The following is a 26,295-nucleotide window of genomic DNA, read 5'->3' as shown; positions in this document are numbered from 1 at the left end:
GCTCAGTCGGCGTAGCCGAACTCGCCGACCCACTCGCCGCGGCGGAAGTCGATCGTCAGCCAGTTGGGCACGTAGGGCCGCGGATTTTCGAGCGGGAAGCCCTCGGACGGCGGCGTCGCGCCGCCTTCCGCGACGCTGCAGCGGCGCGTCATGATGGGCCGGAAACGCACCGAGAGGCGGTCGTTCACCGGCGTCGACTCGTGCATCGCGTCGCCGAAGTGAACCCGCTTGCGCAGCAGGCAGGAGAACAGCAGCTCCATCTCGGCAACGAGCGGCCGGTCGCGCCGGGCGAGCGCCTTTTGCGCGGCGGCGCTCAGCCGGACGTCGAGCGATTTGTCGTGCAGCGTAATGTTCATGGCGGGGCTCCCGATGACATTGTCCGTACACGACGTTAACGGCCATCCCAGGGGTGGACTGTAGGCCCGCCCCGCTCAGAAGTCGCGTTCGACCTTGAAGCCGTTGATGACGATGTCGCCCGCGACCATGCGGGCGCCATGGTTCACGGCATCGAGTATGTCGGCGTCCGACCAGCCGGCGTCGCGCGCGGCCTGGAGATCGGCGTGCGTGACGCTGCCCGAATCGCGCGTCATCTTCAACACCAGGCCGAGCAGCACCTTCTCGGCCGCGGTCAACGGGCTGGCATGGTAATCGGCGCGCGTCGCCGCCACCTGCTCCGGCGTCCAGCCGGCGGCGTTGATCAGCATGCCGGCGTTCATGTCGATGCAGTAGTCGCACTGGCCGGCCTGCGAGACCAGCATGCGGATGGAGGCCGTCAGCGGCAGCGACAGGCGGGGGTGCTGCATGATGCTGCCGTAGTACTCCCACTGGTGGCGGAGCAGGAACGGGTTGGCGCTGAACACCTGGATCGCGGTCGGCACGTGTCCCCACGCATTCCGGATCTGGGCGTAGATTTCGGCGACTTCGTCGGTCGCGGCTTCGGGCGTGACGGTCTGCAAAATGCTCATGACGGACTCCTGATGCGGTTATATCCAACGCCTGACACGGGCCCTGTAGGCGCGGTAGGCGTCGCCGAATTTCGCTTCGAGATGCGCTTCTTCGTGCCGGATCACGCCGAAGCGAATCGTGAGCCAGATCAGGGGGGCGAACGCGAGGGGCCAGAACGTGTGCAGCAGCAGCGACACGCCGGCGAGCAGGAACCAGTCGCCGAGGTAGATCGGATTGCGGCTGAAGCGGAACGGGCCGCGCGTGCAGAGCGTGGATGCGCCGCTGTAGGGGTTGACCGTGGTCCGGTGGCGCGCAAAGGTCCACAGCGTCCAGACGAACAGCACCAGTCCGATGGCCAGCAGAAGCCAGGCCAGCGGACGCGTCGCTGCCCCCGCATCCAGAGGGAGCGCCCATTCGTTCCGGTCCAGCCACCAGCCGCCCACCACCGCCGCCGCGTAGGGCGCCGGCGGCAGGATCAGCGTGCGGGGACGGCGCGATTCGTCTTTCATGCTTTCCTTCTCCGGGAGCCGCAGCCGCCTAATGGCCGGGCCATATGAACTCGACCCGAATCCCGCTCGGCTCGTAGCACATCAGATGTTTGGCAGGGCCCTGGCCCACCCGTTCCGGCCCGAATTCGATTTTCGCCCCGCTGGCTGCGAGCCGCCGGTGGAGTGCATCCAAGTCGGCTTCGTCGCTTACGTGAAAGGCGACATGGTGCAAGCCAACGTTGCGGTTCTTGTCGAATGGAACGGATGGCGCTTCCTTGGTTGCCCAGAGCGTCACCATCGTGGTCCCATCGCTGACGAAGATGGCCGGATAGTCTTCCCTCCTCCTCACTTCCTGCCAGCCCAGCAGGGAAGTGAAGAAGGCGGCGCTTTCCTCCAGCGTCGATACGGTCAGGCCGACATGGTGCGTGCCCTTGGTGATGGGTGTGCTCATCATCGTTCCCCTGTTCCGATCATGACGCCCTCAGGGTGTCCAGAAAGCCGCCGAGCTGCGCCAGGCAACCGCGATACGCCGCGACCGATTGCGTGTTCTTGCTCATCCCGACGCAGCCTTCGAGCGCCGAGACGATGAAGAAGGCGGTGGCGTCCGGATCGACGTCGCTGCGCACCTCGCCCGCCGTCCTGCCGCGCGCCAGCGCCGCCGCCACCACGCCGACCCACGCTTCAAACACGCCGTTCAGCCGCAGCCGGAAGCCTTCGTCGACCGGACTCATCTCCTGCATCAGGTTGTTCAGCGGGCAGCCCAGCGTCACCACCATCGGATCGTCCTCGGCCGCCTTGTCCGCCAGCAGCGCCTGCAGCGCGGCCAGGGGCGCGTGGGTGTCCGCCAGCGGCGCGAACATCATCGCAGCCAGGCGGGGGCGGATCACCTCCTCTATGACCGACAAGCCAAGCGCTCGCTTGTCCGGGAAGTGGTGGTAGAGCGCGCCTTTGGTGAGCCCGGTGTCCGCCAGGATCTGCGTCAGCGAGGCCGACTGGAAGCCGTTGCGGTGAATCTCGGCAAACGCGGCTTCCAGCAGTTTTTGCCGGGTCAGATCGGGGGCCTTGGGGCTGGTGCTCATGCGATCAATCATACATACCGGTTGGTATGTGTCAAGGCCTCATTGTTTCACCCATCGCCGCGCTTGCCGCGCCCCGGTCGAACCGCCGTTCAGCGCAACGCGTGCTGTGCGACGGCGCGCAGGAACTCGTTGCGCTGCTGGTCGCTGTCGCGGAAGCTGCCGCTGAATGCCTGGGTGACGACCCGCTCGTCGCCGCGCCGGTCTTCGCCCAGGAGCAGGCACAGCTGCTCGGCCTCGACGATGCAGGCGGCGCCCCGCGCGTGGCCATGCGTCACCAGCGCCTCGGCGATGTCGCGCGTCATCCATTCCTGGTAGGTGAAGCGATGGCCGATCGCGTCGACCATGCGCGCGATGCGGCCGAAGCCGTGCAGGCGCCCGCCGGGAATGTAGGCGACGTGCGCCACGCCGCGGAACGGCACCAGATGGTGCGGGCACACGCCATGCACCGCGATGCCGCGCACCACGACCATGTCGTCGCGCGTGTCGGCGAAGCCCTCGCCCAGCGCCTCCGCCGGCGAGATCGCATAGCCGCCCAGCAGCCGCTTCTGCCACAACTCGCGCACGCGCTGCGCCGTGCGTCCCGTATGGACCGAGTCCGGCGCGACGCCGCAGGCCACCAGCATGTCGTTGACCGCGCGCTCGAAGGCGGCCGGATCGAACGCCGCAACCTGGGGGATGCCTAGGCTGCCGCCGCCCGGCGCCGCGTGGCAGTCGTCGTCGCAGGCGTCAGTCATTGTCGAGCGTCGCGCGCAGGAACTCGAGCGTGCGGGTCCACGAATCCTTGTCGGCCTCCGGGTCGTATTTGACCGGCAGGCCGAACGCGTTCGCATAGCTGTCGGCCTCGCGGTTGGTGAAGGCATGCTTGGCCCCCGGGTAGGTCACCAGCATGTAGTCGACCTTGGCGTGGTCCATCTCGGCCTTGAACGCCTCGAGCTGGGCGGCCGGCACGATGGGATCCGCCTCGCCGTGAAAGATCGCCAGCTTGGCCTTGATGTCGCCCGGCTTCGCCGGCTGGTCGGTCGCGAGGATACCGTGATAGCTGATCACGGCCTTGAGCGGTTCGCCGGCCCGCGCCATGTTCAGCACCACGCCACCGCCGAAGCAGTAGCCGATCGCCGCCATCTCGCCCTTCTTCACGTTGGGCTGCTGCGCAAGAAACTTCTCCGCCGCCTGGAAGCGGCTCAGCCGCAGCACCGGATCCTTGTTGACCGCGCCGGACAGCGCGCCGGCTTCCTTCGGGTCGTCGGTCGTCTGGCCATTGCCGTACATGTCGACGACCATCGCCACGTAGCCCGCGCCGGCCAGCATGCGGGCCCGCTTGCGCGCGTAGTCGTTGGCGCCCCACCACTCCGGCACCACCAGCACCCCCGCGCGCTTGCCCTTGGCCGCATCGTCATACGCGAGAAAGCCCTTCATGACGGTGTCGCCGGCCTTGTAGCTGACGTCCCTGCCGACGACGGCGGCAAGTGCGGAAGAGGTGAACAGCAGCAGCGACAGGGCAAGCGCGGTCTTCATCGTCGTCTCCGGATTCAAGCGATCGCGCGGCGATCGGGTTGGGCAGCGCATGAGCATACCCCGCGCCGCACCGCCCGAACAACCCGGCGCGCAGCGCGGCCATGCGCCACGCCCACTGGCTACGGCAGGAAAAGCTCCAGCAAGTCGTTCAGGAAATGCTGGCCGCGTCGCGTCGGCTTGAGCTGCGTCGGGTCGGGCTCCAGCAGGCCCTGCGCACGCGCACGATCGAGCGCGCTCCGGCAGGCCGGCAGCGGCAGGCCGGTGCGCGTTTCGAACAGCGCGGCCGGCACGCCTTCGGTGAGCCGCAGCGCGTTCATCATGAACTCGAACGGCAGATCCCCGCGCGTGAGCATGCGCGTGTCGGCGACATGCGCGCCTGCCTTCACGGCCTCCATGTACTGCTGCGGGTGCTTCGTGCGCATCTCGCGGACGATGCGGTCGTGGAAGCTCAGCTTGGAATGCGCGCCGGCGCCGATGCCGAGGTAGTCGCCGAACTGCCAGTAGTTGAGGTTGTGCCGGCTGCGATGCCCGGGTCTCGCATACGCCGAGGTCTCGTAGTGCTGCAGGCCGGCCGCGCCGAGACGTTCCTCGATGGCAAGCTGCATGTCGGCCGCAAGATCCTCGTCGGGCAGGCCCGCCGGCGCCGTATGGCCGAACGGCGTGTTCGGCTCGAGCGTGAGATGGTAGGCCGACAGATGGGGCGGAGCGAAGGCGAGCGCCGCCTCGACGTCGGCCAGGGCCTGGGCGAGCGTCTGTCCCGGCAGCGCGAACATCAGGTCGAGATTGAACGTCTCGAAATGGGTGGCCGCAAGCTCGGCCGCACGGGCGGCCTCGGCGGCGTCGTGAATGCGGCCGAGCGCCTGCAGATGGCGCGCATCGAAGCTCTGGACGCCGAGCGACACGCGGTTCACGCCGGCCGCGCGGAAGCCCTTGAACTTCGCGGTCTCTACCGTTCCCGGGTTGGCCTCGAGCGTGATTTCCGCGCCGGGGGCGAGCGGCGTCAGCGCACGCACCCCGGTCAGGATGCGATCGATGCCGTCCGGCGAAAACAGGCTGGGCGTGCCGCCGCCGAAGAACACGGTGTGGACCTTGCGTCCCCAGATGTCGGGCAGCGCGCGCTCGAGGTCGGCGAGCAGCGCGTCGATGTAGGCGGCTTCGGGCAGGGACTGCGCGGCGTGCGAATTGAAGTCGCAATACGGACACTTCCGCACGCACCACGGCAGGTGGATGTAAAGCGACAGTGGCGGCGGCACGCGCGGCCCGCCGTCCAGCCCGCGAACGACCGACTCAGCCAAGCCGCTTCAGCTTGTCGGCCAGTTCGCGCAAGGCCTGGCCGCGGTGCGACACGGCATTTTTCTCGTCCTCGCCGAGCTCCGCGCCGGTCCTGCCGAATTGCGGAACGAGGAAATACGGGTCGTAGCCGAAGCCGTTCGTGCCGCGCGGCATATCGATGATTTCGCCGTGCCAGCGGCCTTCGGCGATCAGCGGCTCGGGGTCGTCCGCATAGCGCACCAGCACCATGACGCAGTAGTAGTGCGCGCGCCGGTTGGGCTGGCCCGCAAGCGCGGCAATCAGCTTTTCGTTGTTGCGCGCGTCCGATTTGGGCTCGCCGGCGTAACGTGCCGAGAACACGCCGGGCGCGCCGTTCAGCGCCTCGACGCAGATGCCGGAATCGTCGGCGAGCGCCGGCAGCCCGGTGTGCGCGCTGGCATGGCGCGCCTTCGCGAGGCAGTTCTCGATGAAGGTGACGTGCGGCTCGGGGCATTCCGGCACGCCGAAGTCCGACTGCGGCGCGGCGGCGATGTCGAGCGGCTCGAGGATGCGCGCGATCTCGCGCAGCTTGCCGGGGTTGCCGGAGGCGATGACGATCTTCTTCATGCCGAGAGCGCCTCGTTCTGTCTGACGGTGATCTGCTCGATCCCGGCCGTGGCGAGATCGAGCAGCGCCTCGAGCGTGGCGCGGGAGAACGGCGCCCCCTCGGCCGTGCCCTGGACTTCGACGATCCCGCCGCGCCCGGTCATCACGACGTTCATGTCGGTGTCGCAGTCGGAGTCCTCGGCGTAGTCGAGGTCGAGCACCGGTTCGCCCCGGTACACGCCGACCGAGACGGCGGCGATGCTGTCGACCAGCGGCGACTCGGCCAGCGCGCCGTCCTTCATCAGGCCGGCGATCGCGTCCGCCACCGCGACGTAGGCGCCGCAGATGCTCGCGCAGCGCGTTCCGCCGTCGGCCTGCAGGACGTCGCAGTCGATGTGGAGCGTGCGCTCGCCGAGCTTCTTCAGGTCGACCACGGCGCGCAGGCTGCGTCCGATCAGGCGCTGGATCTCCTGGGTGCGGCCGGACTGCTTGCCGCGCGCGGCCTCGCGGTCGGTGCGGGTGTGCGTGGAACGCGGCAGCATGCCGTACTCGGCCGTCACCCAGCCTTCGCCGCTGCCCTTCTTGTGCGGCGGCAGCTTGTCGAGGACGCTCGCCGTGCATAGCACGCGGGTGTCGCCCATGGCGACGAGCACCGAGCCTTCGGCGTGCTTGGTGAACCTGCGGGTGAAGGTGAGCGGGCGCAGGGCTTCGGCGGCGCGGCCGCTCGGTCGGATGATCGCGGACATGGCAACGGGCTGGGAACGGGAAAATGCGGATTTTACCGCGTCGGGCCGCTCCGGCGCGCGTTGCTGCGCGAACGCCTACTTGGCGGAGATCTTCTGGATCGCCTGCTGGATCTCGGCGATCGCGCGCTCGATCTCGTCGTCCGACACGGCGGGCGTGCCGGGCAACGGGCGCAGGGCATTGATCTGCGTCGTGACGCCGCCGTCCGGCAGCGCCAGGGTGGAGATCGAATCCTTGCTCGGCATGCGCGCCTCGCCCCAGGTCATCGCGATGAGGCTGAGGTTGTCGCCGTGCTCGCCGCCGCGGAATTCCGCATGGTCCATCAGATGGCGGACCGCATCCTCGAGCGTGTAGGCATGCAGCAGTGCCGCGACTTCGGGAATGCTGATCATCCCCCAGATGCCGTCGGTGCACAGCAGCATGGTGTCGGCGTCGTGCAGCGGGATCGGGGCGCTGCATTCCACCTGCGGCGTGACGTAGCCGCCGAGGCAGTTGGACACCTTGTTGCGCTCGGGATGATGGCCCGCCTCTTCCTCGCTGATGATGCCGTCGCGCACCAGCTGGGCGACGGCCGTATGGTCTTCGGTGCGCGCGATCAGGCTGCCGTCGCTGAACAGGTACAGGCGCGAATCGCCGACGTGCGCCCAATAGGCCGTGTTGTCCTGCACCACCGCCGCGACGAGCGTGGTGTGGGGAATCTCGAGCAGATCCTGCTCGACCGCGTAGTCGTTGATCGCGTAGTGTCCCCGCGTGGTCGCATCGGCGAGGAAGGCCATGGGATCGGCGAGCCGCGGCTTGGCCAGCTTCTGGAACTGGTCGGTCAGCGTCTGCACCGCGATCTGGGCCGCGATCTCGCCGTGCATGTGGCCGCCCATGCCGTCGCACACCACCATCAGCAGCGCCTCGCGGCTGTACGAATAGGCGACGCGATCCTGGTTGTTCTTGCGCCCGCCCTGACGTGACGCCTGGTAGATGGTGAATTTCATGGGCGTTACTTTAGAACAATTCGCGGTTCAGCGAGCGCTTGATGCTGGAAAGCAACGAAGAACGCGGCGGCGCCATCGCGCTGCGGTCCATCAGGACCTTTTGCAGGCTGAACACGCTCTGCGGACGCTCCATGTAGTTGAGCTTGAGGCACTGGTCGATGATTTCGAGCAGCTGGTCGGAGTAGGCGCCGCGCCAGTTGACCGTGGCCGGGACGAGCTTGTCGTTGAGCAGCCGCGCGTCGGCGGCCTGCGGCGGGTAGCCCGCGAGGCAGGCGTAGAGGCTCGCGCCGATGCTGTAGATGTCGGTCCACGGCCCCAGCCGCTCTCGATTGTGGTACTGCTCCGGCGCGGCGAAGCCGGGCGTGTACATCGGCTGCAGCTTGCTCTCCTCCTGGGTCAGCGTCTGCCGGGCTGCACCGAAGTCGATCAGCACCGGCGAGCCATCCAGGCGGATGTAGAGATTGGACGGCTTGATGTCGAGATGCAGCAGCTTGTGCGTGTGCACTTCGCGCAAGCCGTTCAGCAGGTGGGCGAAGACGCGGCGGATGAAGCTCTCCCGGATCGCGCCGCGGTTCGCCTGGATGTGCTGCTGCAGGGTCTTGCCGCGCTCGAAGCGCATCACCATGTAGACGGTTTCGTTGGCGCGGAAGAAATTGACCACGCGCACGACGTTGGGATGGTCGATCAGCGCCAGCGCCCGGCCCTCCTCGAAGAAGCACTTCATGCCGTGGCGGAAGATGTTGTTGTTCTCGGTCGAGTTGGCCTGCACGATGACCGAGCCTTCGGTCCGCAGGACCAGCGCACCGGGCAGGTATTCCTTGATCGCCACCGACTGGTTGTTGTCGTCGCGCGCGAGGTAGACCATGCTGAAGCCCCCGCCGCCGATCTTCCGGATGATCGTATATTCCTTCAGCCGGTAGCCGTTGGGCAGCGCCTGGTTGGGTTGAGTCGCCATAATCGAACGTCTATTATCTTTCTGCTTCAGGCAGGCCGCGCCGCCCAACACACCAACGCCGGCTCCGCACCAGCAACCATCAAAACGACCATCGTCCCGCCAGCAGCCATGACTACCAGCATGACCGGGTTCGCCGCCCACAGCCTCCACCTCGACCATGCAAGCATCAGCATCGATCTGCGCAGCGTCAACCAGCGCTATCTCGAGCTGCATTTCCGCCTGGCCGACGAATTCCGCCCGCTGGAGCCGCAGTTGCGCGAGCTGATCCAGCAACGCCTGGCGCGCGGCAAGGTGGAATGCCGGGTCAACCTCGCCCTGCTTCCCGCCGCTTCGCTGGATAACGGACTGAACCCGGCGATTCTTGAGCGCCTGACCCGCTGGCAGGACGACGTGCTCGAGCGCCTGCCGGGCGCAGCGCCGCTCGCCGTCAACGACATCCTGCGCTGGCCGGGCGCCGTGCAGACCGCCGCGCTGTCCCAGGACGCCTTGAACGAGGCGGCGCTCGCCGGACTGCGCGCCACGCTGGACGATCTGGTCGACAGCCGCCAGCGCGAAGGCGCCAAGCTGCGGCAGCACATCCTCGACCGCCTCGCCGCCGCCGAGGCCCAGGTCGCCGGCCTGCAGCCGCTGCTGCCGACGCTGGCGGCCGCCCAGCGCGACAGGCTCGCCGAGCGCCTGCGCGAGGCACTGGGCGAGGCCGGCCACGAAAGGCTGGCGCAGGAAGTGGCGCTCGCCGCGCAGAAGGCGGACATCGACGAGGAACTTGCGCGGCTGACGAGCCACTTCGCCGAGGTGCGGCGCGTGCTGGACCAGCCCGGCGCGACCGGCAAGCGGCTCGATTTCCTCATGCAGGAACTGCATCGCGAGGCGAACACGCTCGGCTCGAAGTCGGTGGCGGTCGAGACGTCCCGGGTATCGCTCGAACTCAAGGTCCTGATCGAGCAGATGCGCGAACAGGTGCAGAATATCGAGTGAACGCTGCCCGCGAAGGCTTTTTCCAAGAGACGACCATTACCTGGACGACCATGACCCCACCTCCCACTGAAGGCGTGCTTTACATCGTCAGCGCCCCCTCCGGCGCCGGCAAGACCAGCCTGGTCAAGGCCCTGCTGAAGAACGATCCGGCGATCCGGCTGTCGGTGTCGTACACGACGCGCGCGCCGCGGCCGGGCGAAACCGACGGCCGCGACTACCACTTCGTGAGCCGCGACGACTTCGGCAGGATGCTGGCCGAAGGCGAGTTTCTCGAGCACGCCGAGGTCTACGGCAACTTCTACGGCACCTCGAAAGGCAGCATCTCGCGCGACCTCAATGCGGGGCACGACATCCTGCTGGAGATCGACTGGCAGGGCGCGACGCAGGTCCGCACGCACTTCCCGCGCTGTGCGTCGATCTTCATCCTGCCGCCCTCGTTCAGCGCCTTGCGCACCCGTCTGGCCGGGCGCGGGCAGGACAGCGAAGAGGTGATCGAGCGCCGGCTGGCCGCCGCCGCCCACGACGTCGCTCACGCGGACGCGTTCGACTATATAATTGTCAACGATGATTTCGACCATGCCCTCCAGGATCTGGTCAGCATCACCCGCAGCATTCGCCTCGAGACGGCACGCCAGATGAACCGCTACGCCGCGCTCTTCGACGAATTCCGACGTATCTGAATGGTGCCGCCGCACCCCCCGAAGCAGGAGTACCGAGACCATGGCCCGCATCACCGTTGATGATTGCATCGAACTGATCCCCAACCGCTTCGAGCTGACCCTCGCCGTGACCTACCGGGCACGCCAGCTCGCGCAGGGCTCGCAGCCGATGGTCGAATCCAAGGACAAGCCCATCGTGACCGCGCTGCGCGAAATCGCCGCGGGCAAGGTGGGACGTGAAATCCTCAACCGGGGCCGTGCCTGATCCCTCGCCCGCACGCCAGGCGGCACACGCCACCGGCGCGCCGTCGATGACGCACGAATTCGACTCGCTGCGTCCGGCCCTGTCCTACCTGTCGGCTGACGAAGTCGCGCAGATCGAACAGGCCTACGAATTCAGCCGCTTGGCCCACGAGGGCCAGTTCCGCAAGAGCGGCGAACCCTACATCACCCACCCCCTCGCCGTGGCCGGCATCCTCGCCGGCTGGCATCTCGACGCGCAGACCCTGTGCGCCGCGCTGCTGCACGACGTGGTCGAGGACACCCCGGCCACCGCGGGCGAGATCGAGGCACGCTTCGGCAAGCCGGTGGCGCTGCTGGTCGAAGGCGTCTCCAAGCTCGACAAGCTCGCGTTCGCCTCCGAGCAGCACGCCCAGGCGGAGAACTTCCGCAAGATGCTGCTGGCGATGGCGCAGGACGTGCGGGTGATCCTGGTGAAGCTTGCCGACCGCCTGCACAACATGCACACCATGGGGGCGATGCCGGCCGACAAGCGCAAGCGCATCGCCAAGGAAACGCTGGAGATCTACGCCCCGATCGCCAACCGGCTCGGACTGCATTCGGTCTACCAGGAACTGGAAGACCTCGGCTTCCGCTACAGCCACCCGACCCGCTATCAGGTGCTGGCGAAGGCCGTGAAGGCCGCGCGCGGCAACCGCCGCGAACTGGTCGAGAAGGTCAAGATCGCGATCCAGGAAAAGTTCGAGCAGTGCAAGATCGACGCCACCGTAAGCGGCCGCGAGAAGCACCTCTACAGCATCTACCGCAAGATGCAGGAGAAGAACCTGGCGTTCTCCGAGGTGTTCGACATCTACGGCTTCCGCGTGGTCGTGCGCGACCAGCCGAGCTGCTACCTCGCGCTCGGCGCGCTGCACGCGCTGTACAAGCCGATCCCGGGCAAGTTCAAGGACTACATCGCGATCCCCAAGGCCAACGGCTACCAGTCGCTGCACTCGATCCTGTTCGGCCCCAACGGCACCCCGATCGAAGTACAGATCCGCACCGTCGACATGAACCGCCTGGCCGAGTCGGGCGTGGCCTCGCACTGGATGTACAAGTCGGCCGACGCGGCGCTGAACGACGTGCAGACGCGCACCCACCGCTGGCTGCAGTCGCTGCTCGACATCCAGGCCGACCACGGCGATTCGCCGGAATTCCTGGAACATATCAAGGTCGACCTGTTCCCCGACGAGGTCTACGTGTTCACGCCCAAGGGCAAGATCATGGCGCTGCCGCGCGGCGCCACCGCCGTCGACTTCGCCTTCGCGGTGCACACCGACGTCGGCCATCGCTGCATCGCGGTGAAGATCAACTACGAGCTGATGCCGCTGCGCACGCAGCTGCGGAACGGCGACCATGTCGAGATCCTCACCGCATCCAACGCCAGCCCGAACGCGGCGTGGCTCAATTTCGTCGTCACCGGGAAGGCGCGCTCGCACATCCGCAACTACCTGCGCAATGCGCGCGTCGAGGAGGCGGCCTCGCTCGGCGAGCGGCTGCTCAACCATGCGATCGCGGCGCTCAATCCCGAAGCCACCGCGCCCGACCCGGCGGTATGGGATCGCGTGGTCAAGGACTACGGCCTGCAGACCCGGCAGGAGCTGTTCGCCGGCATCGGCCTCGGGCGCAAGCTGCCGCTGGTCGTCGCGCACCAGCTGCTGCACGTCCAGGGCGAAAAGAGCGGCGAGCCGGCCCACCCCCACGCCATCAGCATCCGCGGCACCGAAGGCATCGCGGTCGAGCTCGCGCAGTGCTGCCACCCGATCCCCGGCGATCCCATCCTCGGCTTCATCCACAAGGATCGCGGGCTGATCATCCATACCCACGACTGCCCGTCGATCCGCGCCTTCCGCACCGATCCCGACAAGTGGCTCGACGTCGAATGGGAAGCCGAGCCCGGCCGCATGTTCGACGTCTCGATCAAGGTCGTCGTCGGCAACCAGCGCGGCGTGCTGGCCAAGGTCGCCGCCGCGATCGCCGAACACGGCTCCAACATCGGCAACGTGTCGATGGAAGAGGAAGACGGCAGCCCCTACACCGTGCTGTTCTTCACCGTCCAGGTCGAGAACCGCATGCACCTCGCGCGCGTGATGCGCGGCCTGCGCGCCCTGCCCGACGTGGTGCGGATCTTCCGCATCAAGGGCCGGAAGGACGGCCGCGCCACGCAAGTCCAATAATCCACGCTTCCCAGGATCCAGCATGAACAAGCGCATCATCCAGACCGCCGACGCCCCGGCCGCGATCGGCACCTACTCCCAGGCCGTGCGCGTCGACGGCACCGTCTACATGTCCGGTCAGATCGGACTCGACCCTGCCACGATGCAGCTGGTCGACGGCATCGACGCGCAGATCCATCAGGTGTTCAGGAATCTTGCTGCAGTCGCCGCAGCCGCCGGCGGTTCGCTCGCCGACGTCGTCAAGCTCAACGTCTTCCTCACCGACCTCGGCCACTTCCCCAAGGTCAACGAGATCATGGCGACCTATTTCAGCCAGCCCTACCCGGCACGTGCCGCGGTGGGCGTCGCGGCCCTGCCACGCGGCGCGCTGGTCGAGGCGGATGCCGTGATGACGCTTGCGTAGATCGGCATCTTGAAAGCGGCCTCGCCGTTTTCCTTTCCCGTCAGCCCGGCGCTCGCCACCAAGCTCGCGCGACTCGGCCTCACCCGCGACGCCGACCTGGTGCTGCACCTGCCGCTGCGCTGGGAAGACGAGACCCGCCTCACACCGATCCGCGACCTGCTGCCGGGACAGACGGCACAGGTACACGCCGCCGTGCGCGAGGCCCGGGTCGCCTACCGGCCGCGCCGCATGCTGACCGTGTCGGTGGAGGATGAAGCGGGCGGCGTGCTCGGCATCCGCTTCCTCAATTTCTACCCCAGCCATCTCAAGCTGTTCCAGCCGGGGCAAAGCTTCCGCTTCATCGGCGAGGTGCGCGGCGGCTTTCTCGGTCTCGAGATGGTGCATCCCCGCTTCGCCAGGGCGGACGACGATACGCCGCTGCCGACGCAGCTCACCCCGGTCTATCCGACCACCGCCGGGCTGGGCCAGGCGACGCTGCGCAAGCTCGTCGAACGCGCGCTGGCGGCACCGATCCCTGACACCCTGCCCGCCGGATGGCTCGCCGAACTTGGCCTGCCCGACCTCGAAGCGAGCCTCCGCCTGCTGCACCAGCCGCCGCTCGACGCCGCGATGAGCGAGCTCGAATCGCACCGCCATCCGGCCTGGCAGCGGCTCGCCTTCGACGAACTGCTGGCGCAGCAGCTGTCGCTGGCCGCGGCGCGCGCGCAAAGAACGCAGCAGCGCACCCGGCCCCTGCCCGCACGCCACCAGCTGACACAGGCATTCCTGGCGACGCTGCCGTTCGACCTGACCGCCGCGCAGGCGCGGGCCTGGGCCGAGATCGCCACCGACCTCGGGGCGCCGCATCCGATGCGGCGCCTGCTGCAAGGCGACGTCGGCAGCGGCAAGACCGTGGTGGCGGCGCTCGCCTGCCTGCAGGCGATCGAGAACGGCATGCAAGCCGCGTTCATGGCGCCGACCGAGATCCTCGCCGAGCAGCATTACCGCAAGCTCGCGCAGCCGCTGGCCGCGCTCGGCGTCAAGGTGGCCTGGGTGTCGGGAAGCCAGCGCAAGGCGGAACGGGCTGCCGCGTGGCAGGCGATTGCGTCGGGCGAGGCCGACCTCGCCTTCGGAACGCATGCCTTGTTCCAGGACGGCGGCGCCTTCGCGAGACTGGGACTGGCCGTGGTCGACGAGCAGCACCGTTTCGGCGTGGGCCAGCGTCTGGCGCTGATGGAAAAGGGCGTCGAGCCGCACCAGCTCATGATGAGCGCGACCCCGATCCCACGCACGCTGGCGATGAGCTTTTTCGCCGACCTCGACGTTTCCACCATCGACGAACTGCCGCCCGGACGCACCCCCATCGTCACCAAACTGGTCAGCGCCGCGCGCCGCGACGACGTCCTGGCGCGCGTGCGCGAATCGTGCCGCGAGGGCGGACAGGCCTACTGGGTATGCCCCTTGATCGAGGAGTCGGAGAAGCTCCAGCTGCAGACCGCGCAGGACACCTGGGCGACGCTGGCCGCGCAGTTGCCGGATCTGCGCGTCGGGCTCGTGCACGGCCGCCTGAAGCCGGACGAGAAGCAGGCGGTCATGGCGGCCTTCCAGGCGCACGAGATCGACCTGCTGGTCGCCACCACGGTGATCGAGGTCGGCGTCGACGTGCCCAACGCGGCGCTGATGGTCATCGAGCACGCCGAGCGCATGGGGCTCGCGCAGTTGCACCAGCTGCGCGGCCGGGTCGGGCGCGGCAGCCGCGAGTCGGTGTGCGTCCTGCTCTACGAGAACCCGCTGTCGGAACTGGCGCGCGCGCGGTTGAAGGTGATCTACGAGTTCACCGACGGCTTCGAGATCGCGCGCCAGGATCTGCTTCTGCGCGGGCCGGGCGAGCTGCTCGGCCCGCGCCAGAGCGGGCTGCCGATGCTGCGCTTCGCCGATCTCGAGCGCGACGTCGCGCTGCTGGAAAAGGCGCGCGACGTCGCCGCCCGTTGCCTCGACTCCCGCCCGGACGTCGCCGCGCGCCACGTCGAGCGCTGGCTCGGAGCCCGCACCGGGCTGTCACAGACCTGACGGGTGCCACAGGCTCAGTGCGGGCCAGTAGGTCAGCAGGGCAAGCCAGACGAGCAACAGCAGGAGAAACGGCAGCGTCGCGCCGAACACGGCGAGCACCGGCTGCTTGAAGCGCTGGCTCGCAAGGAACAGGTTGATCCCCACCGGCGGCGTGAGATAGCCGATCTCGAGGTTGGCGAGGATGACGATGCCCAGATGCAGCGGGTGGATGCCGAAATGCGCCGCCAGCGGCAGCATGAGCGGCGTGACGATGACGATGGCGGAGAAGATGTCCATCATGCAGCCGACCGCCAGCAGCGCAAGATTCATCCACAGCAGGAATTCGAGCGGGCTGTCGACCTTCGCCACCACCCAGTCGAGCAGCCGCATCGGCACCTGCGCGTCGACCAGCAGGTTCGTGAGGCCCAGGCTCAGGCCGAGAATGATGAACACGCTGCCGACCAGCGTTGCCGCCTCGTAGGCCACCCACACCAGCGCCTTCGGCCGGATCGTGCGATGGACCAGGGTCTCGAGCACGAGCGCGTACAAGGCAGTGCAGGCGGCGAGCTCGGCGACCGTCAGGAAGCCGCCCGCCAGCCCGCCGATGACCCCGACCGGCAGCAGCAGGTCGGTCCAGCCTTCGCGCGCCGCGGCCGCGAGCTCGCCGCGCCGGAAGCGCTGGCGTGGCGCCCCGCGTGCGCCACGCAGCAAGGCATAGCCCCCCACCATCATGAACAGCAGCAGCGTCGGCAGGAGCCCGGCCACGAACAGCGCGCCGATGTCGACCTGCGCGACCACGCCATACAGCAGCACCGCGAGACTGGGCGGCAGCAGGAGTCCCATCGAGCCGCCGGCAGTGACCAGGCCGAGCGCGAACCTGTCCGGATAACGGGCGTGCTTCAGCATCGGGTAGAGCAGGCCGCCGAGCGCCAGTATGGTCACGCCGGACGCACCGGAGAAGGCGGTGAAGGCCATGCACGACAGCGTCGCGACCCAGCCGATGCCCGCCGGCATCCAGCCCAGCAAAGCGTTGAAGAAGCGCACCAGACGGCGCGGCGCGCCCCCCTGCCCCAGCACCACGCCGGCCAGCACGAAGAGGGGAATGGCCACGAGATTGGGCGAATCGGCGAGCTGCGCGAACGCGACCATCAGCAAGGCCGGGTCGAGCTGCGCCGCGCGCGAGGCGGTCAGCGCCGCCGCGCCGAGCACGACGAAGAGCGGCATGCCGATGAGTGCGAGCAGGACGAAGAGCGGCGACGTCACCCCTCGTCCTCCCGGTTCGCCAGCGCTGCGCGCAGCAGGAAATGGAGCGTCAGCAGTGCGAAGGAAACCGGCAGGATCAGCCCCATTCCGGCGAGCCACGCCCCTTCGCTGGCGGCGTGCTGCCATTCATCCTGCCAATAGGCCCACGCCGCGCCGGTCAGCAGGGCGCAGACGAGGGCCGCGCCGAGATTGAACGGCAGCGCGGTCCACCTGCGCCAGCGCGGCCGCGCGGCGAGATTGGCCGGATCGAGATGCAGGTGGCGCTGCGCGGCGACGGCGAGTGCTGCACCGGGCAGCGCCACCCACAGCACCAGGTGGCGCAACAGGACGTCGCCACCGGGCAGCGTGGCATGGAACAGATTGCGTCCGACGATGTCGATGACCGACAGCCCCAGCATGGCGGCGAACGCGAGCAGCGCCGTGGCGAGTTCGATCCGGGTCAGCGCCGCCTCGAGTCTTCGGCAGGCGCGCAGCGGAGCGCGCACTTAATTGGCGCCGCCGCGGCGGCGCGCGAGCACGGCGTCGACCTGCCGGTCCAGGTCGGCCGACAGGTAGCGCCGCGCCTCGAGCGCGGCGACGGCCTTGCGCGAACGTGCGGCCTGTTCGGCGAAGTCGATCGTCTGCAGCCCCGTCAGCGGCTGGGTGTGCTTGGCCAGGAGCGCAAGCGCCGCCTGGTCGTCGCGCCGCGTATCGGCGATCAATCGCTGCGACAGCGGCGCGCCCGTGCCTTTCAGCAGCGCCTGCAGATCGGGCGGCAGGCTGGCGTAGAAGCGCGACGCCACCACCACCGCGCCGATGCCGGTCGCCACCGGCTGCGTGCTCATGTAAGGCGTCCTGCCGGCCCATTGCATGGCGATGCTGGCAAGCGGCGTGCTGACGACGGTATCGACGAGCCCCGTGGAAAGGGCGGGATACACCTCGGTGATGGGCAGCGCAATGGGCGACCAGCCGTTGGCGTCGAAGAAGGCGTCGATGAAGCGATCGCCCTGCCATTGCCAGATGCGGCGCCGCGCCAGCTCGTCGAGGCTGGCGAGCGGCCGGGTCGAGAAGAAATGAATATTGCCGACTTCCATCCAGGCGAGCAGTTCATACTGGTTGGCGCGGAAGCCCGCCTCGATCGCAGGCTGGATCGCCGCGCGCGCGGCATCGGCTTCGGCGTGATCGCGGAACAGGAACGGCGCTTCGAGGATGCGCGCCGGCGGAAAGATCTCGCCGACGCCATGGCCGGACAGTGCCGCGCCCTGCAACTGCCCGAAGCGGATCTTCTTCAGCATGTCCGGCTCGTCGCCTGCGATGCCGCCGGGGTAGAACTTGACGGTCAGCCGCCCCTGGCTCCGCCCGGCGAGGTCCTTGCCCCACGCCTCGAAGATCTTCATCCAGGTCGAGCCCTGCGGCGCGAGCGTGGCGAACTTGAGCACGTAGACGTCGGCGGCATGCACGGCCCCTGCCCAGAGGAGCGCGCACACGGCGAGGGTCTTGAACAGCCTGGGCATCATCAGAACAATTCCTCTTCCTTGGCCAGCAATGCAGCCGCCTCTTTCCTGGCCAGCGCATTCGCGAGATTGAGATCGGGATCGGCACCTTCAGGCGCATCGAGGACGCGCTGAAGCACCGCGTGAAAAGCCTGGCGGTCACCCGTCTGCCTGAGCAGATAGCGTGCGCGATACACCTCGACGAGCAGCATGCGGCCGTGGCCGATTGCGGCGGCGCGGTCGAAATGTCGCGCCGCACGCACGTAGTCGCCGCCGAACATGGGCGCGCGCGCGCCGTAGTAGACGCCGAAGAAGAGATGCGCGCCGCCGTAGTAGTAGGTCTCGTCGAGCGCCAGGACGCGGCGCATCATGCGCTCGACGCGCGGCAGCTCGTCCAGCCGCGCGGGATCGTCGAGGTGCAGCTCGATGTATTTCGCCCACGCCGATGCGGTCCAGAACAGCGCAGGAACCGCGCGCGCATCCAGCTTGCCCAGCGCCTCGTCGAGACGCCCGAGGTCGCCCGCAAGCGCTGCCGCAGGGAGGCCTGCGCGCTCGAGTGCGATCAGCCCATGGTCGCGCGCGCGCCGGTACAACGCCGCCGCGCGCTCAGGGTCGGTGGGTTCGACGAAGCCCAGGGCATAGCCGTAGAAACCCATTGCAGCCTCCACCCGGTAGCCGCTGTTCTGCGGATCTGCCAGGAGCAGGGCTTCGATCATCTTGAGGTTGGCGGGAATGCTGGCGCGTGCGAGTTCGAGATCGGTCTCGCGGTTCATCGCGACCATGCCCTGCTCGACCAGGGGCGATGCGCCGCGCGCAACCAGCTGGCTGGTCGAACAGCCCGTCAGCGCCAGCAGGGCCAGCGCGAGGGCCGCACAGGCTGGCGCGCGCCATCCCTTGCGTAAGGGCATTCGGTCTCCTCGTTTGGTATCGTTGGAATGCCCCGCCATCCTAGCACCGTCCGTATGTGCGCGCCGCTTTGGCATAATGCCGCTTTTGTTCCGGACCTCGCAGTGAGCCCTCCCCGGCGCGCCTCTCTCCTGCAGGCCGGCCTGCAGCATGGCTGGCTGGCCCATCCTTTTCGTGCGCCGCGCGCGCTGCGCGGCTGGCTGTCGGATCGCGGCTCGCTGACCCGCCGGCTGAAGGCGCGCTACGCCGGTTTTCGCGTCGACCCCGTCGCGCGCGGCCTGGCGCCGCCCTTTCCCGATGAAGCCCGGCCGCTGCACCTGGCGCCGCGGAGATATGCCTACATCCGCGATGTCCTGCTGGTGGGCGACGGGCAGCCGCGGGTGTTCGCGCACAGCGTGTTGCCCCGCGCCAGCCTGCGCGGCCGCTGGTGCGGGATCACGCGGCTGGGCACACGCCCGCTCGGCGAGGCCCTGTTCGCCGACCCGCGCATCCGCCGTCTGGGACTGACCATGCGCCGCCTCGACGCGCGGCACCCGCTCTATCGCGCTGCCCGGCGCCACACCGGCGTCACCGCACCGGCACTGTGGGGACGCCGCTCGGTGTTCTGCCTGAACGGCCAGCCGCTGCTGGTGACCGAAGTCTTCCTCCCCGCCCTCGACACGCCATGACCCTGATCGAACGCCTGTCCGAATACGAAAAGCTGATGCGGCTCGACAAGCCGATCGGCATCCTGCTTCTGCTGTGGCCGACCCTGTGGGCGCAATGGCTCGCCAGCAGCGGCCACCCGAACTGGCTGATCCTGTGGATTTTCGTCATCGGCGTCGTGCTCATGCGCTCGGCCGGATGCGTCATCAACGATTATGCGGACCGTGAATTCGACCCGCACGTCGAGCGCACCCGCGAGCGGCCGCTGGCCGCCGGCCACGTCTCGCCGCGGGAAGCGCTGCTGCTTGCGGCGGGCCTGTCGCTGCTCGCCTTCCTCATGATCCTGCCGCTCAACGCGCTGGTGCTGAAGCTCTCCGTCGTCGCCCTGTTCCTCGCCGCGAGCTACCCCTTCACCAAGCGCTTTTTCGCGATCCCCCAGGCCTACCTGGGCATCGCCTTCGGTTTCGGCATCCCGATGAGCTACGCGGCGCTGCAGGTAACGGTGCCGCTGGAGGCATGGCTCCTGCTGGCGGCGAACATCTTCTGGGCCATTGCATACGACACCCAGTATGCGATGGTGGACCGTGCCGACGATCTCAAGATCGGCATCAAGACCTCGGCCATCACCTTCGGCCGCCACGATCTCGCCGCAATCGCGATCTGCTATGCGGCGACGCTCGCGCTGCTCGGCTGGGTGGGCGGATTGCGCGGACTGGGGCCGGCATTCTACGGCGGCCTCGTCGCTGCCGCGGCGATCGCCCTCTACCACATGCGCCTGATTCGGCACCGCGAGCCGCGGCAATGCTTTCGCGCCTTTCTGCACAACACCTGGTTCGGCGCGGCCGTATTCGGCGGCATCGCGCTGCACTTTATGCTGCGAGGGCTATGACGCCGGGCAGGCCACGCGCGACTGGCGGCTGTTCGGATAGGCCTGCCTGATGTCCCCCAGGCTCTTCAGCGTGTCGGGGTCTTCGCTGCGAATCACGAAATAGAACTCGGTGCCCTGGCGTGGCACGATCTCGATGCGCGTCCCCAGCACGCCTTTGCTCTCGGCCTCGAGAACGCGCCGTTGCGCCGCATCGGCATCGCCATAAAGACCCAGCGAAATCGCGTTGCGCCAGGCGTCGTCCTTGACCACGAACGCGTCGCTCAGGCCGGCAGCGACCAGTTCGTCGAGTTTCGCCGCGGCGGCCTGCGCACTCGGCAGCGGCGGGAAAATCACCCAGTAGCGCGTGCTCACCGGTACTTCCGAAAACGACATCACGCGCTCGCCGGCGAGCGCCTTGAGTTGATCGCGAACCTGGGCAAACTCGGCGCCGTTCAAGCCGCGCCATTCCACGCATAGAGTGCTCGCCGGGCGCGGCTCAGGCGCCGCCGGCGTGTCCTTCGCGGCAGCGGCCGACTGGCTGCGCAGGCCGACCCGATCCACGTTCAGAGGCGGCATGGCGCCTGAACTCGCAGCGGACCAGTGGCTCCGCCCGACGAACAACGCAGCGACCATGACGTTCGCCGCCAGCAATGCCCATGCGATCCATTTCATCAATAGTCATCCCCCCTCGTTACGCGCTCGATGCCCTCAAGGACCAGTTCCGGCACCTGGTCGACCGCGAGCGTCAGGTGCGGCGCGAGCAATGATGCATCGCCCCCGGTCAGAAAACAGCGCGGGCCCGCCCCCGCCAGGGCCGCCAGACGCGCACGCTGCTGCTCGATTGCGCCGCACAGCGCCGCGACGATGCCGCTGTGCACCGCATCCGCGGTACGGCGCGGGAAAGCCTGCCAGCTCCCTTCAACGTCGTCGAGGCGCGCGGTTCCTGCTTGCAACGCCTGTCGCATCAGGCGCGCACCGGGGACGATCACGCCACCGACGAACGTGCCCGTGGCGGTCAGCGCGTCGACCGTCAATGCCGTGCCTGCGGAAACCACCAGAACGGCCTCGCGCGTGCGCTGGCGGGCGGCGATGAGCGCCATCCACCGGTCTACCCCCAGGTTTTCCGGCGTCGCATAGCCGTTGGTGACCTCGCCAAAGGTCGCGGTGGCTTTGAGCCACGTTGCCTCGAGTCGCGCCGCTGCCAATTGCGCGGCCAGGCGCCGTTCATGTTCCGCGCGGGTCACGCTGGCGATGATGCAGCGCATGTCGCGTCGCGCGCCTCCTTCGAGGAAGGCGCGGAACCCGTCGTCCGTGTAATCGGCGCGCCCGGTCGCAGACCATCGTCCGTCCTCGACAACAGCCCATTTCAGGGTGCTGTTGCCGGCGTCGAGCAAGAGCCGCGCCGGAGTCATCGCACCGTGCCCAGCCGAAGGCTGATCTCGCCTCCGCTGAAGGCCGTGGTCGCGGCCCCCGCGTCACGCAAGAGAAAGGCGCCCGTTCCGTCGACCCCCGCTGCCACCCCATGCACCCTCCGCGCATCGGGCAGCGCCAGCGTCACCGTCTTGCCCGCGTAGGCATCCAGCGCCATCCACTCGTCGCGCAGCGCCGCAAACCCCCGTTCCCGGAAAATGTCGACCACGCGCTGCAATTCCAGAAGACAGTCGGCCAGCAACTGGTTGCGCCCGATCGCCACGCCCATCTCCTGTAGGTCGACAACCGCCTGGTCGACGCCCTCGCGCTGGGCGTCCCCGAGGCGGCAGTTAAGCCCGACCCCGACGATGGCGAAGGCGGATCCATGCATATCGCCCTGCACTTCGACCAGAATCCCACCGAGTTTGCGGTAATCCACGAGCACGTCGTTCGGCCATTTCAGCCGCGCCACGTGGTGGCTGTGCCTGTTGACCGCGCGTGCGATCGCGAGCCCGACGGCCAGGCTCAATCCCGCCAGCGACTGAAGGCCCGTTTCAAAGCGCCAGAGAAGGGAAAACGTGAGGCTTCCACCGACGACCGAATGCCATTGCCGCCCTCGCCTGCCCTTGCCTGCGTGTTGATGCTCGACGCAGAAGAGCGTACCGTCGGCCGCGCCAGCCAGCGCGGCAGCCATGAGCGCGTTGTTCGTCGAGTCCACGCTGTCGAGGATGTGAATCGCATAGGAAGCCGCATGGCGCCCGAGATGACGGCCGACGATCTCGCCGTCCAGCCACTCCACCGGGTGGGGCATGCGGTAGCCGCGACCGCGGACCGCGTGAATGACCAAACCCATGCTTTCGGCCTGCGCGAGCGCATTGAAGATGCTGGCCCTGGAGAGCCCGAACGACTGCGCGAGCGCCTCTCCCGAGTGAAACCGGCCGTCTGACAACCGACGCAGGAGAGGGAACAGCGCCTTGTGAGGACGTGTGTGCACCGGGGCCATTTTACATGGGTGCCGCGGCCCGCCGTGTGCGGGACTTTTCCTGATCGCAATAAAAAACCCCCTCTTTGCGGGAGGGGGTTTTTGTATCCGGGAGCTTGTGTGCTCCCGGAGGGGTAAGGAGTCTGACGATGACCTACTTTCACAGGCGAGCTGCCTACTATCATTGGCGCGGGAGCGTTTCACCGTCCTGTTCGGGATGGGAAGGGGTGGTTCCACTCTGCTATGGTCGTCAGACAAAGGGGTGGGGATCAAGGCTTGTGGTCTTGACCCCGCATTCGGTTTGTCTGGGGTGCTGTCTTAGTCACGCCTTGCGGCGTGCTTGGAAGAAGGTGTTGGGTTGAGACTGTATCAGCACACACACTGCATGCTTCTCAAAATTATAGGATCAAGCCTCACGGGCAATTAGTACGGGTTAGCTTAACGCATTACTGCGCTTCCACACCCCGCCTATCAACGTTGTGGTCTTCAACGACCCTTTAGGGAGATCGAGTCTCCAGGGAAGACTTATCTTCAGGCAAGTTTCACGCTTAGATGCTTTCAGCGTTTATCTCTTCCGTGCTTAGCTACCCGGCGATACGACTGGCGTCATAACCGGTACACCAGAGGCACGTCCACTCCGGTCCTCTCGTACTAGGAGCAGCCCCCGTCAATCTTCCAACGCCCACGGCAGATAGGGACCAAACTGTCTCACGACGTTTTAAACCCAGCTCACGTACCACTTTAAATGGCGAACAGCCATACCCTTGGGACCGGCTACAGCCCCAGGATGTGATGAGCCGACATCGAGGTGCCAAACTCCCCCGTCGATATGAACTCTTGGGAGGAATCAGCCTGTTATCCCCAGAGTACCTTTTATCCGTTGAGCGATGGCCCTTCCATACAGAACCACCGGATCACTATGACCTGCTTTCGCACCTGCTCGACGTGTCAGTCTCGCAGTCAAGCCTTCTTTTGCCATTGCACTATCAGTACGATGTCCGACCGTACCTAGAAGACCTTCGTACTCCTCCGTTACACTTTGGGAGGAGACCGCCCCAGTCAAACTGCCCACCATGCACGGTCCCCGACCCCGATAAGGGGCCCAGGTTAGAACCGCAACGACACCAGGCTGGTATTTCAACGTCGCCTCCACGAGAACTAGCGTCCTCGCTTCACAGGCTCCCAGCTATCCTACACAAGTCCCGTCACAGTCCAATGCAAAGCTACAGTAAAGGTTCATGGGGTCTTTCCGTCTAGCCGCGGGGAGATTGCATCTTCACAAACATTTCAACTTCGCTGAGTCTCGGGTGGAGACAGTGTGGCCATCGTTACGCCATTCGTGCGGGTCGGAACTTACCCGACAAGGAATTTCGCTACCTTAGGACCGTTATAGTTACGGCCGCCGTTTACCGGGGCTTCGATCAAGAGCTTGCACCCCATCAATTAACCTTCCGGCACCGGGCAGGCGTCACACCCTATACGTCCACTTTCGTGTTTGCAGAGTGCTGTGTTTTTATTAAACAGTCGCAGCCACCTTTTCACTGCAACCCCTTACCGCTTCGCATGTAAAACACTACACGTTATCGGGGCGTACCTTATCCCGAAGTTACGGTACCAATTTGCCGAGTTCCTTCACCCGAGTTCTCTCAAGCGCCTTAGAATTCTCATCCTACCCACCTGTGTCGGTTTGCGGTACGGTTCTCGTTTACCTGAAGCTTAGTGGCTTTTCCTGGAAGCTTGGTATCAGTGACTTCGCTCTCAATGAGAGACCGTCATCGTGTCTCGGCATTAACCCCCCGGATTTGCCTAAGGGATCTGCCTACGCACTTAAACCGGGACATCCAACACCCGGCCCACCTAACCTTCTCCGTCCCCACATCGCAGTAAACGAAAGTACGGGAATCTTGACCCGTTTCCCATCAGCTACGCATCTCTGCCTCACCTTAGGGGCCGACTCACCCTGCGCCGATGAACGTTGCGCAGGAAACCTTGGGTTTTCGGCGAGGGGGCCTTTCACCCCCTTTATCGCTACTCATGTCAGCATTCGCACTTCTGATATCTCCAGCATCCCTTACAGGACACCTTCGCAGACTTACAGAACGCTCCTCTACCATATGCACAGAGTGCATATCCGCAGCTTCGGTTACGTGCTTAGCCCCGTTACATCTTCCGCGCAGGACGACTCGACTAGTGAGCTATTACGCTTTCTTTAAAGGATGGCTGCTTCTAAGCCAACTTCCTAGCTGTCTATGCCTTCCCACATCGTTTTCCACTTAGCACGTCATTTGGGACCTTAGCTGGCGGTCTGGGTTGTTTCCCTCTCGACACCGGACGTTAGCACCCGATGTCTGTCTCCCATGCTCGCACTTCACGGTATTCGGAGTTTGCTATGCCGCAGTAAGTCGCAATGACCCCCACTAACATTACAGTGCTCTACCCCCGTGAGTGATACATGAGGCGCTACCTAAATAGCTTTCGAGGAGAACCAGCTATCTCCGGATTTGTTTAGCCTTTCACCCCTATCCACAGCTCATCCCCTAGTTTTTCAACACTAGTGGGTTCGGACCTCCAGTGCGTGTTACCGCACCTTCATCCTGGCCATGGATAGATCATCCGGTTTCGGGTCTACGCCCAGCTACTATGCGCCCTATTAAGACTCGCTTTCGCTTCGCCTCCCCTATTCGGTTAAGCTCGCAACTGAACGTAAGTCGCTGACCCATTATACAAAAGGTACGCAGTCACCCCTCCTTTAATGGCCCTCACCCTATCTGGGATAAGCGGCTATTTCACTCCTTCTTACTATCTTTTGTGATCGCCACTGCGTGTCGATCACAAAGACCAGAAGGCCATTAAAGGAGGGGCTCCCACTGTTTGTATGCATGCGGTTTCAGGATCTATTTCACTCCCCTCCCGGGGTTCTTTTCGCCTTTCCCTCACGGTACTGGTTCACTATCGGTCGACTACGAGTATTTAGCCTTGGAGGATGGTCCCCCCATGTTCAGACAGGATTTCACGTGTCCCGCCCTACTTGTCTCATGCCTAGTTCCACACTCTCGCTTTCGCGTACGGGGCTATCACCCACTATGGCCAGACTTTCCAGACTGTTCCACTAACGAGAATGCTAAATCATGAAGGCTCTTCCCAATTCGCTCGCCACTACTATGGGAATCTCGGTTGATTTCTTTTCCTGCAGCTACTTAGATGTTTCAGTTCACTGCGTTCGCTCTACCCTGCCTATGTATTCAGCAGGGAGTACCCTTGCGGGTGGGTTCCCCCATTCGGAAATGCCCGGATCAAAGCTTCATTGCCAGCTCCCCGAGCCTTATCGCAGGCTTGCGCGTCCTTCATCGCCTGTAGTCGCCAAGGCATCCACCACATGCACTTAGTCGCTTGACCCTATAATTTTGAGGACCGGTCTCCCGATCTTCGCATTACAGGTGTGTTTGCTTTCCCTGCACCCGGCTCGGCATCAGGCCCGCCCGGTTTAACCCAGGTGGAACCTAATATTCCGGATACAGGGTCGATACAATTTCAACCCATGTTGATGCATTCATCACAAATGCATCACCTTCTTCCAAATTGTTAAAGAACAGCCGTTACCGCGTAAGCGGTAAGCGGTGAACAGTCAGCGCACATCCGCTCACTTCCCACTGCTTACA

The 26,295-nt window shown here is 66.0% G+C and carries 27 protein-coding genes and 2 rRNA genes; 8 read left to right on the top strand and 21 right to left on the bottom strand.

Features of this window, described 5'->3' with window-relative positions:
* Positions 1-2: 2 nt before the first annotated feature.
* The 12 genes from VA613_RS02790 to VA613_RS02735 all read right to left on the bottom strand — a co-directional run bounded on the left by VA613_RS02790 (position 3) and on the right by VA613_RS02735 (position 8,569).
* Positions 3-356 carry a hypothetical protein gene (locus tag VA613_RS02790; protein ID WP_324780340.1) on the bottom strand — a complete coding sequence of 118 codons (354 nt, stop codon included), beginning with the start codon at positions 354-356 and terminating at the stop codon, positions 3-5.
* 75 nt (positions 357-431) lie between these two features.
* On the bottom strand, positions 432-965 hold the full coding sequence (locus tag VA613_RS02785) for a carboxymuconolactone decarboxylase family protein (protein WP_324780339.1): 534 nt from the start codon (positions 963-965) through the stop codon (positions 432-434).
* 18 nt (positions 966-983) lie between these two features.
* Positions 984-1,454, bottom strand: coding sequence for a methyltransferase family protein (locus VA613_RS02780; RefSeq protein WP_324780338.1), 471 nt, complete (start codon positions 1,452-1,454; stop codon positions 984-986).
* A 28-nt stretch (positions 1,455-1,482) separates the two neighbouring features.
* Positions 1,483-1,884 carry a VOC family protein gene (locus tag VA613_RS02775; protein WP_324780337.1) on the bottom strand — a complete coding sequence of 134 codons (402 nt, stop codon included), beginning with the start codon at positions 1,882-1,884 and terminating at the stop codon, positions 1,483-1,485.
* Between the two features lie 19 nt (positions 1,885-1,903).
* Positions 1,904-2,512 (bottom strand): TetR family transcriptional regulator C-terminal domain-containing protein, encoded by a 609-nt coding sequence (locus tag VA613_RS02770; RefSeq protein ID WP_324780336.1) that lies wholly within the window; start codon positions 2,510-2,512, stop codon positions 1,904-1,906.
* Between the two features lie 89 nt (positions 2,513-2,601).
* Positions 2,602-3,246: a GTP cyclohydrolase I FolE gene (gene folE, locus VA613_RS02765; RefSeq protein WP_324780335.1), complete on the bottom strand. Its 645-nt coding sequence runs from the start codon at positions 3,244-3,246 to the stop codon at positions 2,602-2,604.
* The gene (locus tag VA613_RS02760; RefSeq protein WP_324780334.1) at positions 3,239-4,027 is read right to left on the bottom strand and encodes a dienelactone hydrolase family protein; all 789 of its coding nucleotides are present in this window, start codon (positions 4,025-4,027) and stop codon (positions 3,239-3,241) included. Before VA613_RS02760 ends, folE begins: the two co-directional genes overlap by 8 nt.
* Before the next feature lie 119 nt (positions 4,028-4,146).
* Positions 4,147-5,322 (bottom strand): radical SAM family heme chaperone HemW, encoded by a 1,176-nt coding sequence (hemW, locus tag VA613_RS02755; protein WP_324780333.1) that lies wholly within the window; start codon positions 5,320-5,322, stop codon positions 4,147-4,149.
* Positions 5,315-5,905 (bottom strand): RdgB/HAM1 family non-canonical purine NTP pyrophosphatase, encoded by a 591-nt coding sequence (gene rdgB, locus VA613_RS02750; protein WP_324780332.1) that lies wholly within the window; start codon positions 5,903-5,905, stop codon positions 5,315-5,317. Before rdgB ends, hemW begins: the two co-directional genes overlap by 8 nt.
* Entirely contained in the window at positions 5,902-6,630 is a 729-nt protein-coding gene (gene rph, locus VA613_RS02745; protein WP_324780331.1) for a ribonuclease PH, read from the bottom strand. Before rph ends, rdgB begins: the two co-directional genes overlap by 4 nt.
* Before the next feature lie 75 nt (positions 6,631-6,705).
* Entirely contained in the window at positions 6,706-7,614 is a 909-nt protein-coding gene (locus tag VA613_RS02740) for a PP2C family protein-serine/threonine phosphatase (protein ID WP_324780330.1), read from the bottom strand.
* A gap of 10 nt (positions 7,615-7,624) precedes the next feature.
* The gene (locus VA613_RS02735; RefSeq protein ID WP_324780329.1) at positions 7,625-8,569 is read right to left on the bottom strand and encodes a serine/threonine protein kinase; all 945 of its coding nucleotides are present in this window, start codon (positions 8,567-8,569) and stop codon (positions 7,625-7,627) included.
* Positions 8,570-8,677: 108 nt separating this feature from the next.
* On the opposite strand from VA613_RS02735, the gene VA613_RS02730 reads away from it, so the two are divergent.
* Genes VA613_RS02730 through recG form a run of 6 tightly spaced genes read left to right on the top strand, consistent with a single transcriptional unit; the run spans position 8,678 to position 15,111 of the window.
* Complete coding sequence (locus VA613_RS02730) at positions 8,678-9,544, top strand: YicC/YloC family endoribonuclease (protein ID WP_324780328.1); 867 nt, start codon at positions 8,678-8,680, stop codon at positions 9,542-9,544.
* Positions 9,545-9,594: 50 nt separating this feature from the next.
* Positions 9,595-10,224 (top strand): guanylate kinase, encoded by a 630-nt coding sequence (gene gmk, locus VA613_RS02725; RefSeq protein WP_324780327.1) that lies wholly within the window; start codon positions 9,595-9,597, stop codon positions 10,222-10,224.
* A 40-nt stretch (positions 10,225-10,264) separates the two neighbouring features.
* Entirely contained in the window at positions 10,265-10,468 is a 204-nt protein-coding gene (gene rpoZ, locus VA613_RS02720; protein WP_324780326.1) for a DNA-directed RNA polymerase subunit omega, read from the top strand.
* Positions 10,469-10,514: 46 nt separating this feature from the next.
* A complete protein-coding gene (locus tag VA613_RS02715) occupies positions 10,515-12,659 on the top strand; it encodes a RelA/SpoT family protein (RefSeq protein WP_324781210.1) in 2,145 nt (714 codons plus the stop codon).
* 22 nt (positions 12,660-12,681) lie between these two features.
* A complete protein-coding gene (locus VA613_RS02710; RefSeq protein WP_324780325.1) occupies positions 12,682-13,062 on the top strand; it encodes a Rid family detoxifying hydrolase in 381 nt (126 codons plus the stop codon).
* Between the two features lie 9 nt (positions 13,063-13,071).
* The gene (recG, locus tag VA613_RS02705) at positions 13,072-15,111 is read left to right on the top strand and encodes an ATP-dependent DNA helicase RecG (protein ID WP_324780324.1); all 2,040 of its coding nucleotides are present in this window, start codon (positions 13,072-13,074) and stop codon (positions 15,109-15,111) included.
* Here the strand turns inward: recG and VA613_RS02700 are convergent.
* Genes VA613_RS02700 through VA613_RS02685 form a run of 4 tightly spaced genes read right to left on the bottom strand, consistent with a single transcriptional unit; the run spans position 15,100 to position 18,733 of the window.
* Positions 15,100-16,353 carry a TRAP transporter large permease gene (locus VA613_RS02700; RefSeq protein ID WP_324780323.1) on the bottom strand — a complete coding sequence of 418 codons (1,254 nt, stop codon included), beginning with the start codon at positions 16,351-16,353 and terminating at the stop codon, positions 15,100-15,102. The two genes, recG and VA613_RS02700, sit on opposite strands and share 12 nt — an antisense overlap.
* On the bottom strand, positions 16,350-16,838 hold the full coding sequence (locus VA613_RS02695) for a TRAP transporter small permease (RefSeq protein WP_324780322.1): 489 nt from the start codon (positions 16,836-16,838) through the stop codon (positions 16,350-16,352). The genes VA613_RS02700 and VA613_RS02695 overlap by 4 nt, the downstream gene beginning before the upstream one ends.
* Complete coding sequence (locus VA613_RS02690; RefSeq protein ID WP_324780321.1) at positions 16,839-17,849, bottom strand: TRAP transporter substrate-binding protein; 1,011 nt, start codon at positions 17,847-17,849, stop codon at positions 16,839-16,841. It lies immediately after the preceding gene.
* Positions 17,849-18,733 (bottom strand): TRAP transporter TatT component family protein, encoded by an 885-nt coding sequence (locus tag VA613_RS02685; RefSeq protein ID WP_324780320.1) that lies wholly within the window; start codon positions 18,731-18,733, stop codon positions 17,849-17,851. The genes VA613_RS02690 and VA613_RS02685 overlap by 1 nt, the downstream gene beginning before the upstream one ends.
* 102 nt (positions 18,734-18,835) lie before the next feature.
* On the opposite strand from VA613_RS02685, the gene VA613_RS02680 reads away from it, so the two are divergent.
* Together VA613_RS02680 and ubiA are read left to right on the top strand one after the other, a co-directional pair.
* Positions 18,836-19,399: a chorismate--pyruvate lyase family protein gene (locus VA613_RS02680; protein WP_324780319.1), complete on the top strand. Its 564-nt coding sequence runs from the start codon at positions 18,836-18,838 to the stop codon at positions 19,397-19,399.
* On the top strand, positions 19,396-20,265 hold the full coding sequence (ubiA, locus tag VA613_RS02675; RefSeq protein WP_324780318.1) for a 4-hydroxybenzoate octaprenyltransferase: 870 nt from the start codon (positions 19,396-19,398) through the stop codon (positions 20,263-20,265). Before VA613_RS02680 ends, ubiA begins: the two co-directional genes overlap by 4 nt.
* On the opposite strand, the gene VA613_RS02670 is transcribed toward ubiA, so the two are convergent.
* The 5 genes from VA613_RS02670 to VA613_RS02650 all read right to left on the bottom strand — a co-directional run bounded on the left by VA613_RS02670 (position 20,260) and on the right by VA613_RS02650 (position 26,032).
* The gene (locus VA613_RS02670; protein ID WP_324780317.1) at positions 20,260-20,916 is read right to left on the bottom strand and encodes a hypothetical protein; all 657 of its coding nucleotides are present in this window, start codon (positions 20,914-20,916) and stop codon (positions 20,260-20,262) included. The two genes, ubiA and VA613_RS02670, sit on opposite strands and share 6 nt — an antisense overlap.
* Positions 20,916-21,638 carry a type III pantothenate kinase gene (locus VA613_RS02665; protein WP_324780316.1) on the bottom strand — a complete coding sequence of 241 codons (723 nt, stop codon included), beginning with the start codon at positions 21,636-21,638 and terminating at the stop codon, positions 20,916-20,918. Before VA613_RS02665 ends, VA613_RS02670 begins: the two co-directional genes overlap by 1 nt.
* 14 nt (positions 21,639-21,652) lie before the next feature.
* Positions 21,653-22,657, bottom strand: a complete 1,005-nt coding sequence (locus tag VA613_RS02660; RefSeq protein WP_324780315.1) for a biotin--[acetyl-CoA-carboxylase] ligase — start codon at positions 22,655-22,657, stop codon at positions 21,653-21,655.
* 120 nt (positions 22,658-22,777) lie between these two features.
* Positions 22,778-22,891: ribosomal RNA gene (gene rrf, locus VA613_RS02655) — 5S ribosomal RNA — on the bottom strand.
* A gap of 147 nt (positions 22,892-23,038) precedes the next feature.
* Positions 23,039-26,032, bottom strand: a 23S ribosomal RNA gene (locus VA613_RS02650).
* Positions 26,033-26,295 lie beyond the last annotated feature (263 nt).

The organism is Thiobacillus sp. SCUT-2 (assembly GCF_035621355.1).
Classification (GTDB): domain Bacteria; phylum Pseudomonadota; class Gammaproteobacteria; order Burkholderiales; family Thiobacillaceae; genus Thiobacillus; species Thiobacillus sedimenti.
Note: the sequence above shows the minus strand (reverse complement) of the source record. Positions and strands in the feature narration are given on the sequence as shown.

What these genes read in the sequence shown, in the direction of transcription:
- VA613_RS02790 (WP_324780340.1), bottom strand. Translation starts at nt 356, where the DNA reads ATGAACATTACGCTGCACGACAAATCGCTCGACGTCCGGCTGAGCGCC.
- VA613_RS02785 (WP_324780339.1), bottom strand. Translation starts at nt 965, where the DNA reads ATGAGCATTTTGCAGACCGTCACGCCCGAAGCCGCGACCGACGAAGTC.
- VA613_RS02780 (WP_324780338.1), bottom strand. Translation starts at nt 1,454, where the DNA reads ATGAAAGACGAATCGCGCCGTCCCCGCACGCTGATCCTGCCGCCGGCG.
- VA613_RS02775 (WP_324780337.1), bottom strand. Translation starts at nt 1,884, where the DNA reads ATGAGCACACCCATCACCAAGGGCACGCACCATGTCGGCCTGACCGTA.
- VA613_RS02770 (WP_324780336.1), bottom strand. Translation starts at nt 2,512, where the DNA reads ATGAGCACCAGCCCCAAGGCCCCCGATCTGACCCGGCAAAAACTGCTG.
- folE (WP_324780335.1), bottom strand. Translation starts at nt 3,246, where the DNA reads ATGACTGACGCCTGCGACGACGACTGCCACGCGGCGCCGGGCGGCGGC.
- VA613_RS02760 (WP_324780334.1), bottom strand. Translation starts at nt 4,027, where the DNA reads ATGAAGACCGCGCTTGCCCTGTCGCTGCTGCTGTTCACCTCTTCCGCA.
- rdgB (WP_324780332.1), bottom strand. Translation starts at nt 5,905, where the DNA reads ATGAAGAAGATCGTCATCGCCTCCGGCAACCCCGGCAAGCTGCGCGAG.
- rph (WP_324780331.1), bottom strand. Translation starts at nt 6,630, where the DNA reads ATGTCCGCGATCATCCGACCGAGCGGCCGCGCCGCCGAAGCCCTGCGC.
- VA613_RS02740 (WP_324780330.1), bottom strand. Translation starts at nt 7,614, where the DNA reads ATGAAATTCACCATCTACCAGGCGTCACGTCAGGGCGGGCGCAAGAAC.
- VA613_RS02735 (WP_324780329.1), bottom strand. Translation starts at nt 8,569, where the DNA reads ATGGCGACTCAACCCAACCAGGCGCTGCCCAACGGCTACCGGCTGAAG.
- VA613_RS02730 (WP_324780328.1), top strand. Translation starts at nt 8,678, where the DNA reads ATGACTACCAGCATGACCGGGTTCGCCGCCCACAGCCTCCACCTCGAC.
- gmk (WP_324780327.1), top strand. Translation starts at nt 9,595, where the DNA reads ATGACCCCACCTCCCACTGAAGGCGTGCTTTACATCGTCAGCGCCCCC.
- rpoZ (WP_324780326.1), top strand. Translation starts at nt 10,265, where the DNA reads ATGGCCCGCATCACCGTTGATGATTGCATCGAACTGATCCCCAACCGC.
- VA613_RS02715 (WP_324781210.1), top strand. Translation starts at nt 10,515, where the DNA reads ATGACGCACGAATTCGACTCGCTGCGTCCGGCCCTGTCCTACCTGTCG.
- VA613_RS02710 (WP_324780325.1), top strand. Translation starts at nt 12,682, where the DNA reads ATGAACAAGCGCATCATCCAGACCGCCGACGCCCCGGCCGCGATCGGC.
- VA613_RS02690 (WP_324780321.1), bottom strand. Translation starts at nt 17,849, where the DNA reads ATGATGCCCAGGCTGTTCAAGACCCTCGCCGTGTGCGCGCTCCTCTGG.
- VA613_RS02685 (WP_324780320.1), bottom strand. Translation starts at nt 18,733, where the DNA reads ATGCCCTTACGCAAGGGATGGCGCGCGCCAGCCTGTGCGGCCCTCGCG.
- ubiA (WP_324780318.1), top strand. Translation starts at nt 19,396, where the DNA reads ATGACCCTGATCGAACGCCTGTCCGAATACGAAAAGCTGATGCGGCTC.
- VA613_RS02670 (WP_324780317.1), bottom strand. Translation starts at nt 20,916, where the DNA reads ATGAAATGGATCGCATGGGCATTGCTGGCGGCGAACGTCATGGTCGCT.
- VA613_RS02660 (WP_324780315.1), bottom strand. Translation starts at nt 22,657, where the DNA reads ATGGCCCCGGTGCACACACGTCCTCACAAGGCGCTGTTCCCTCTCCTG.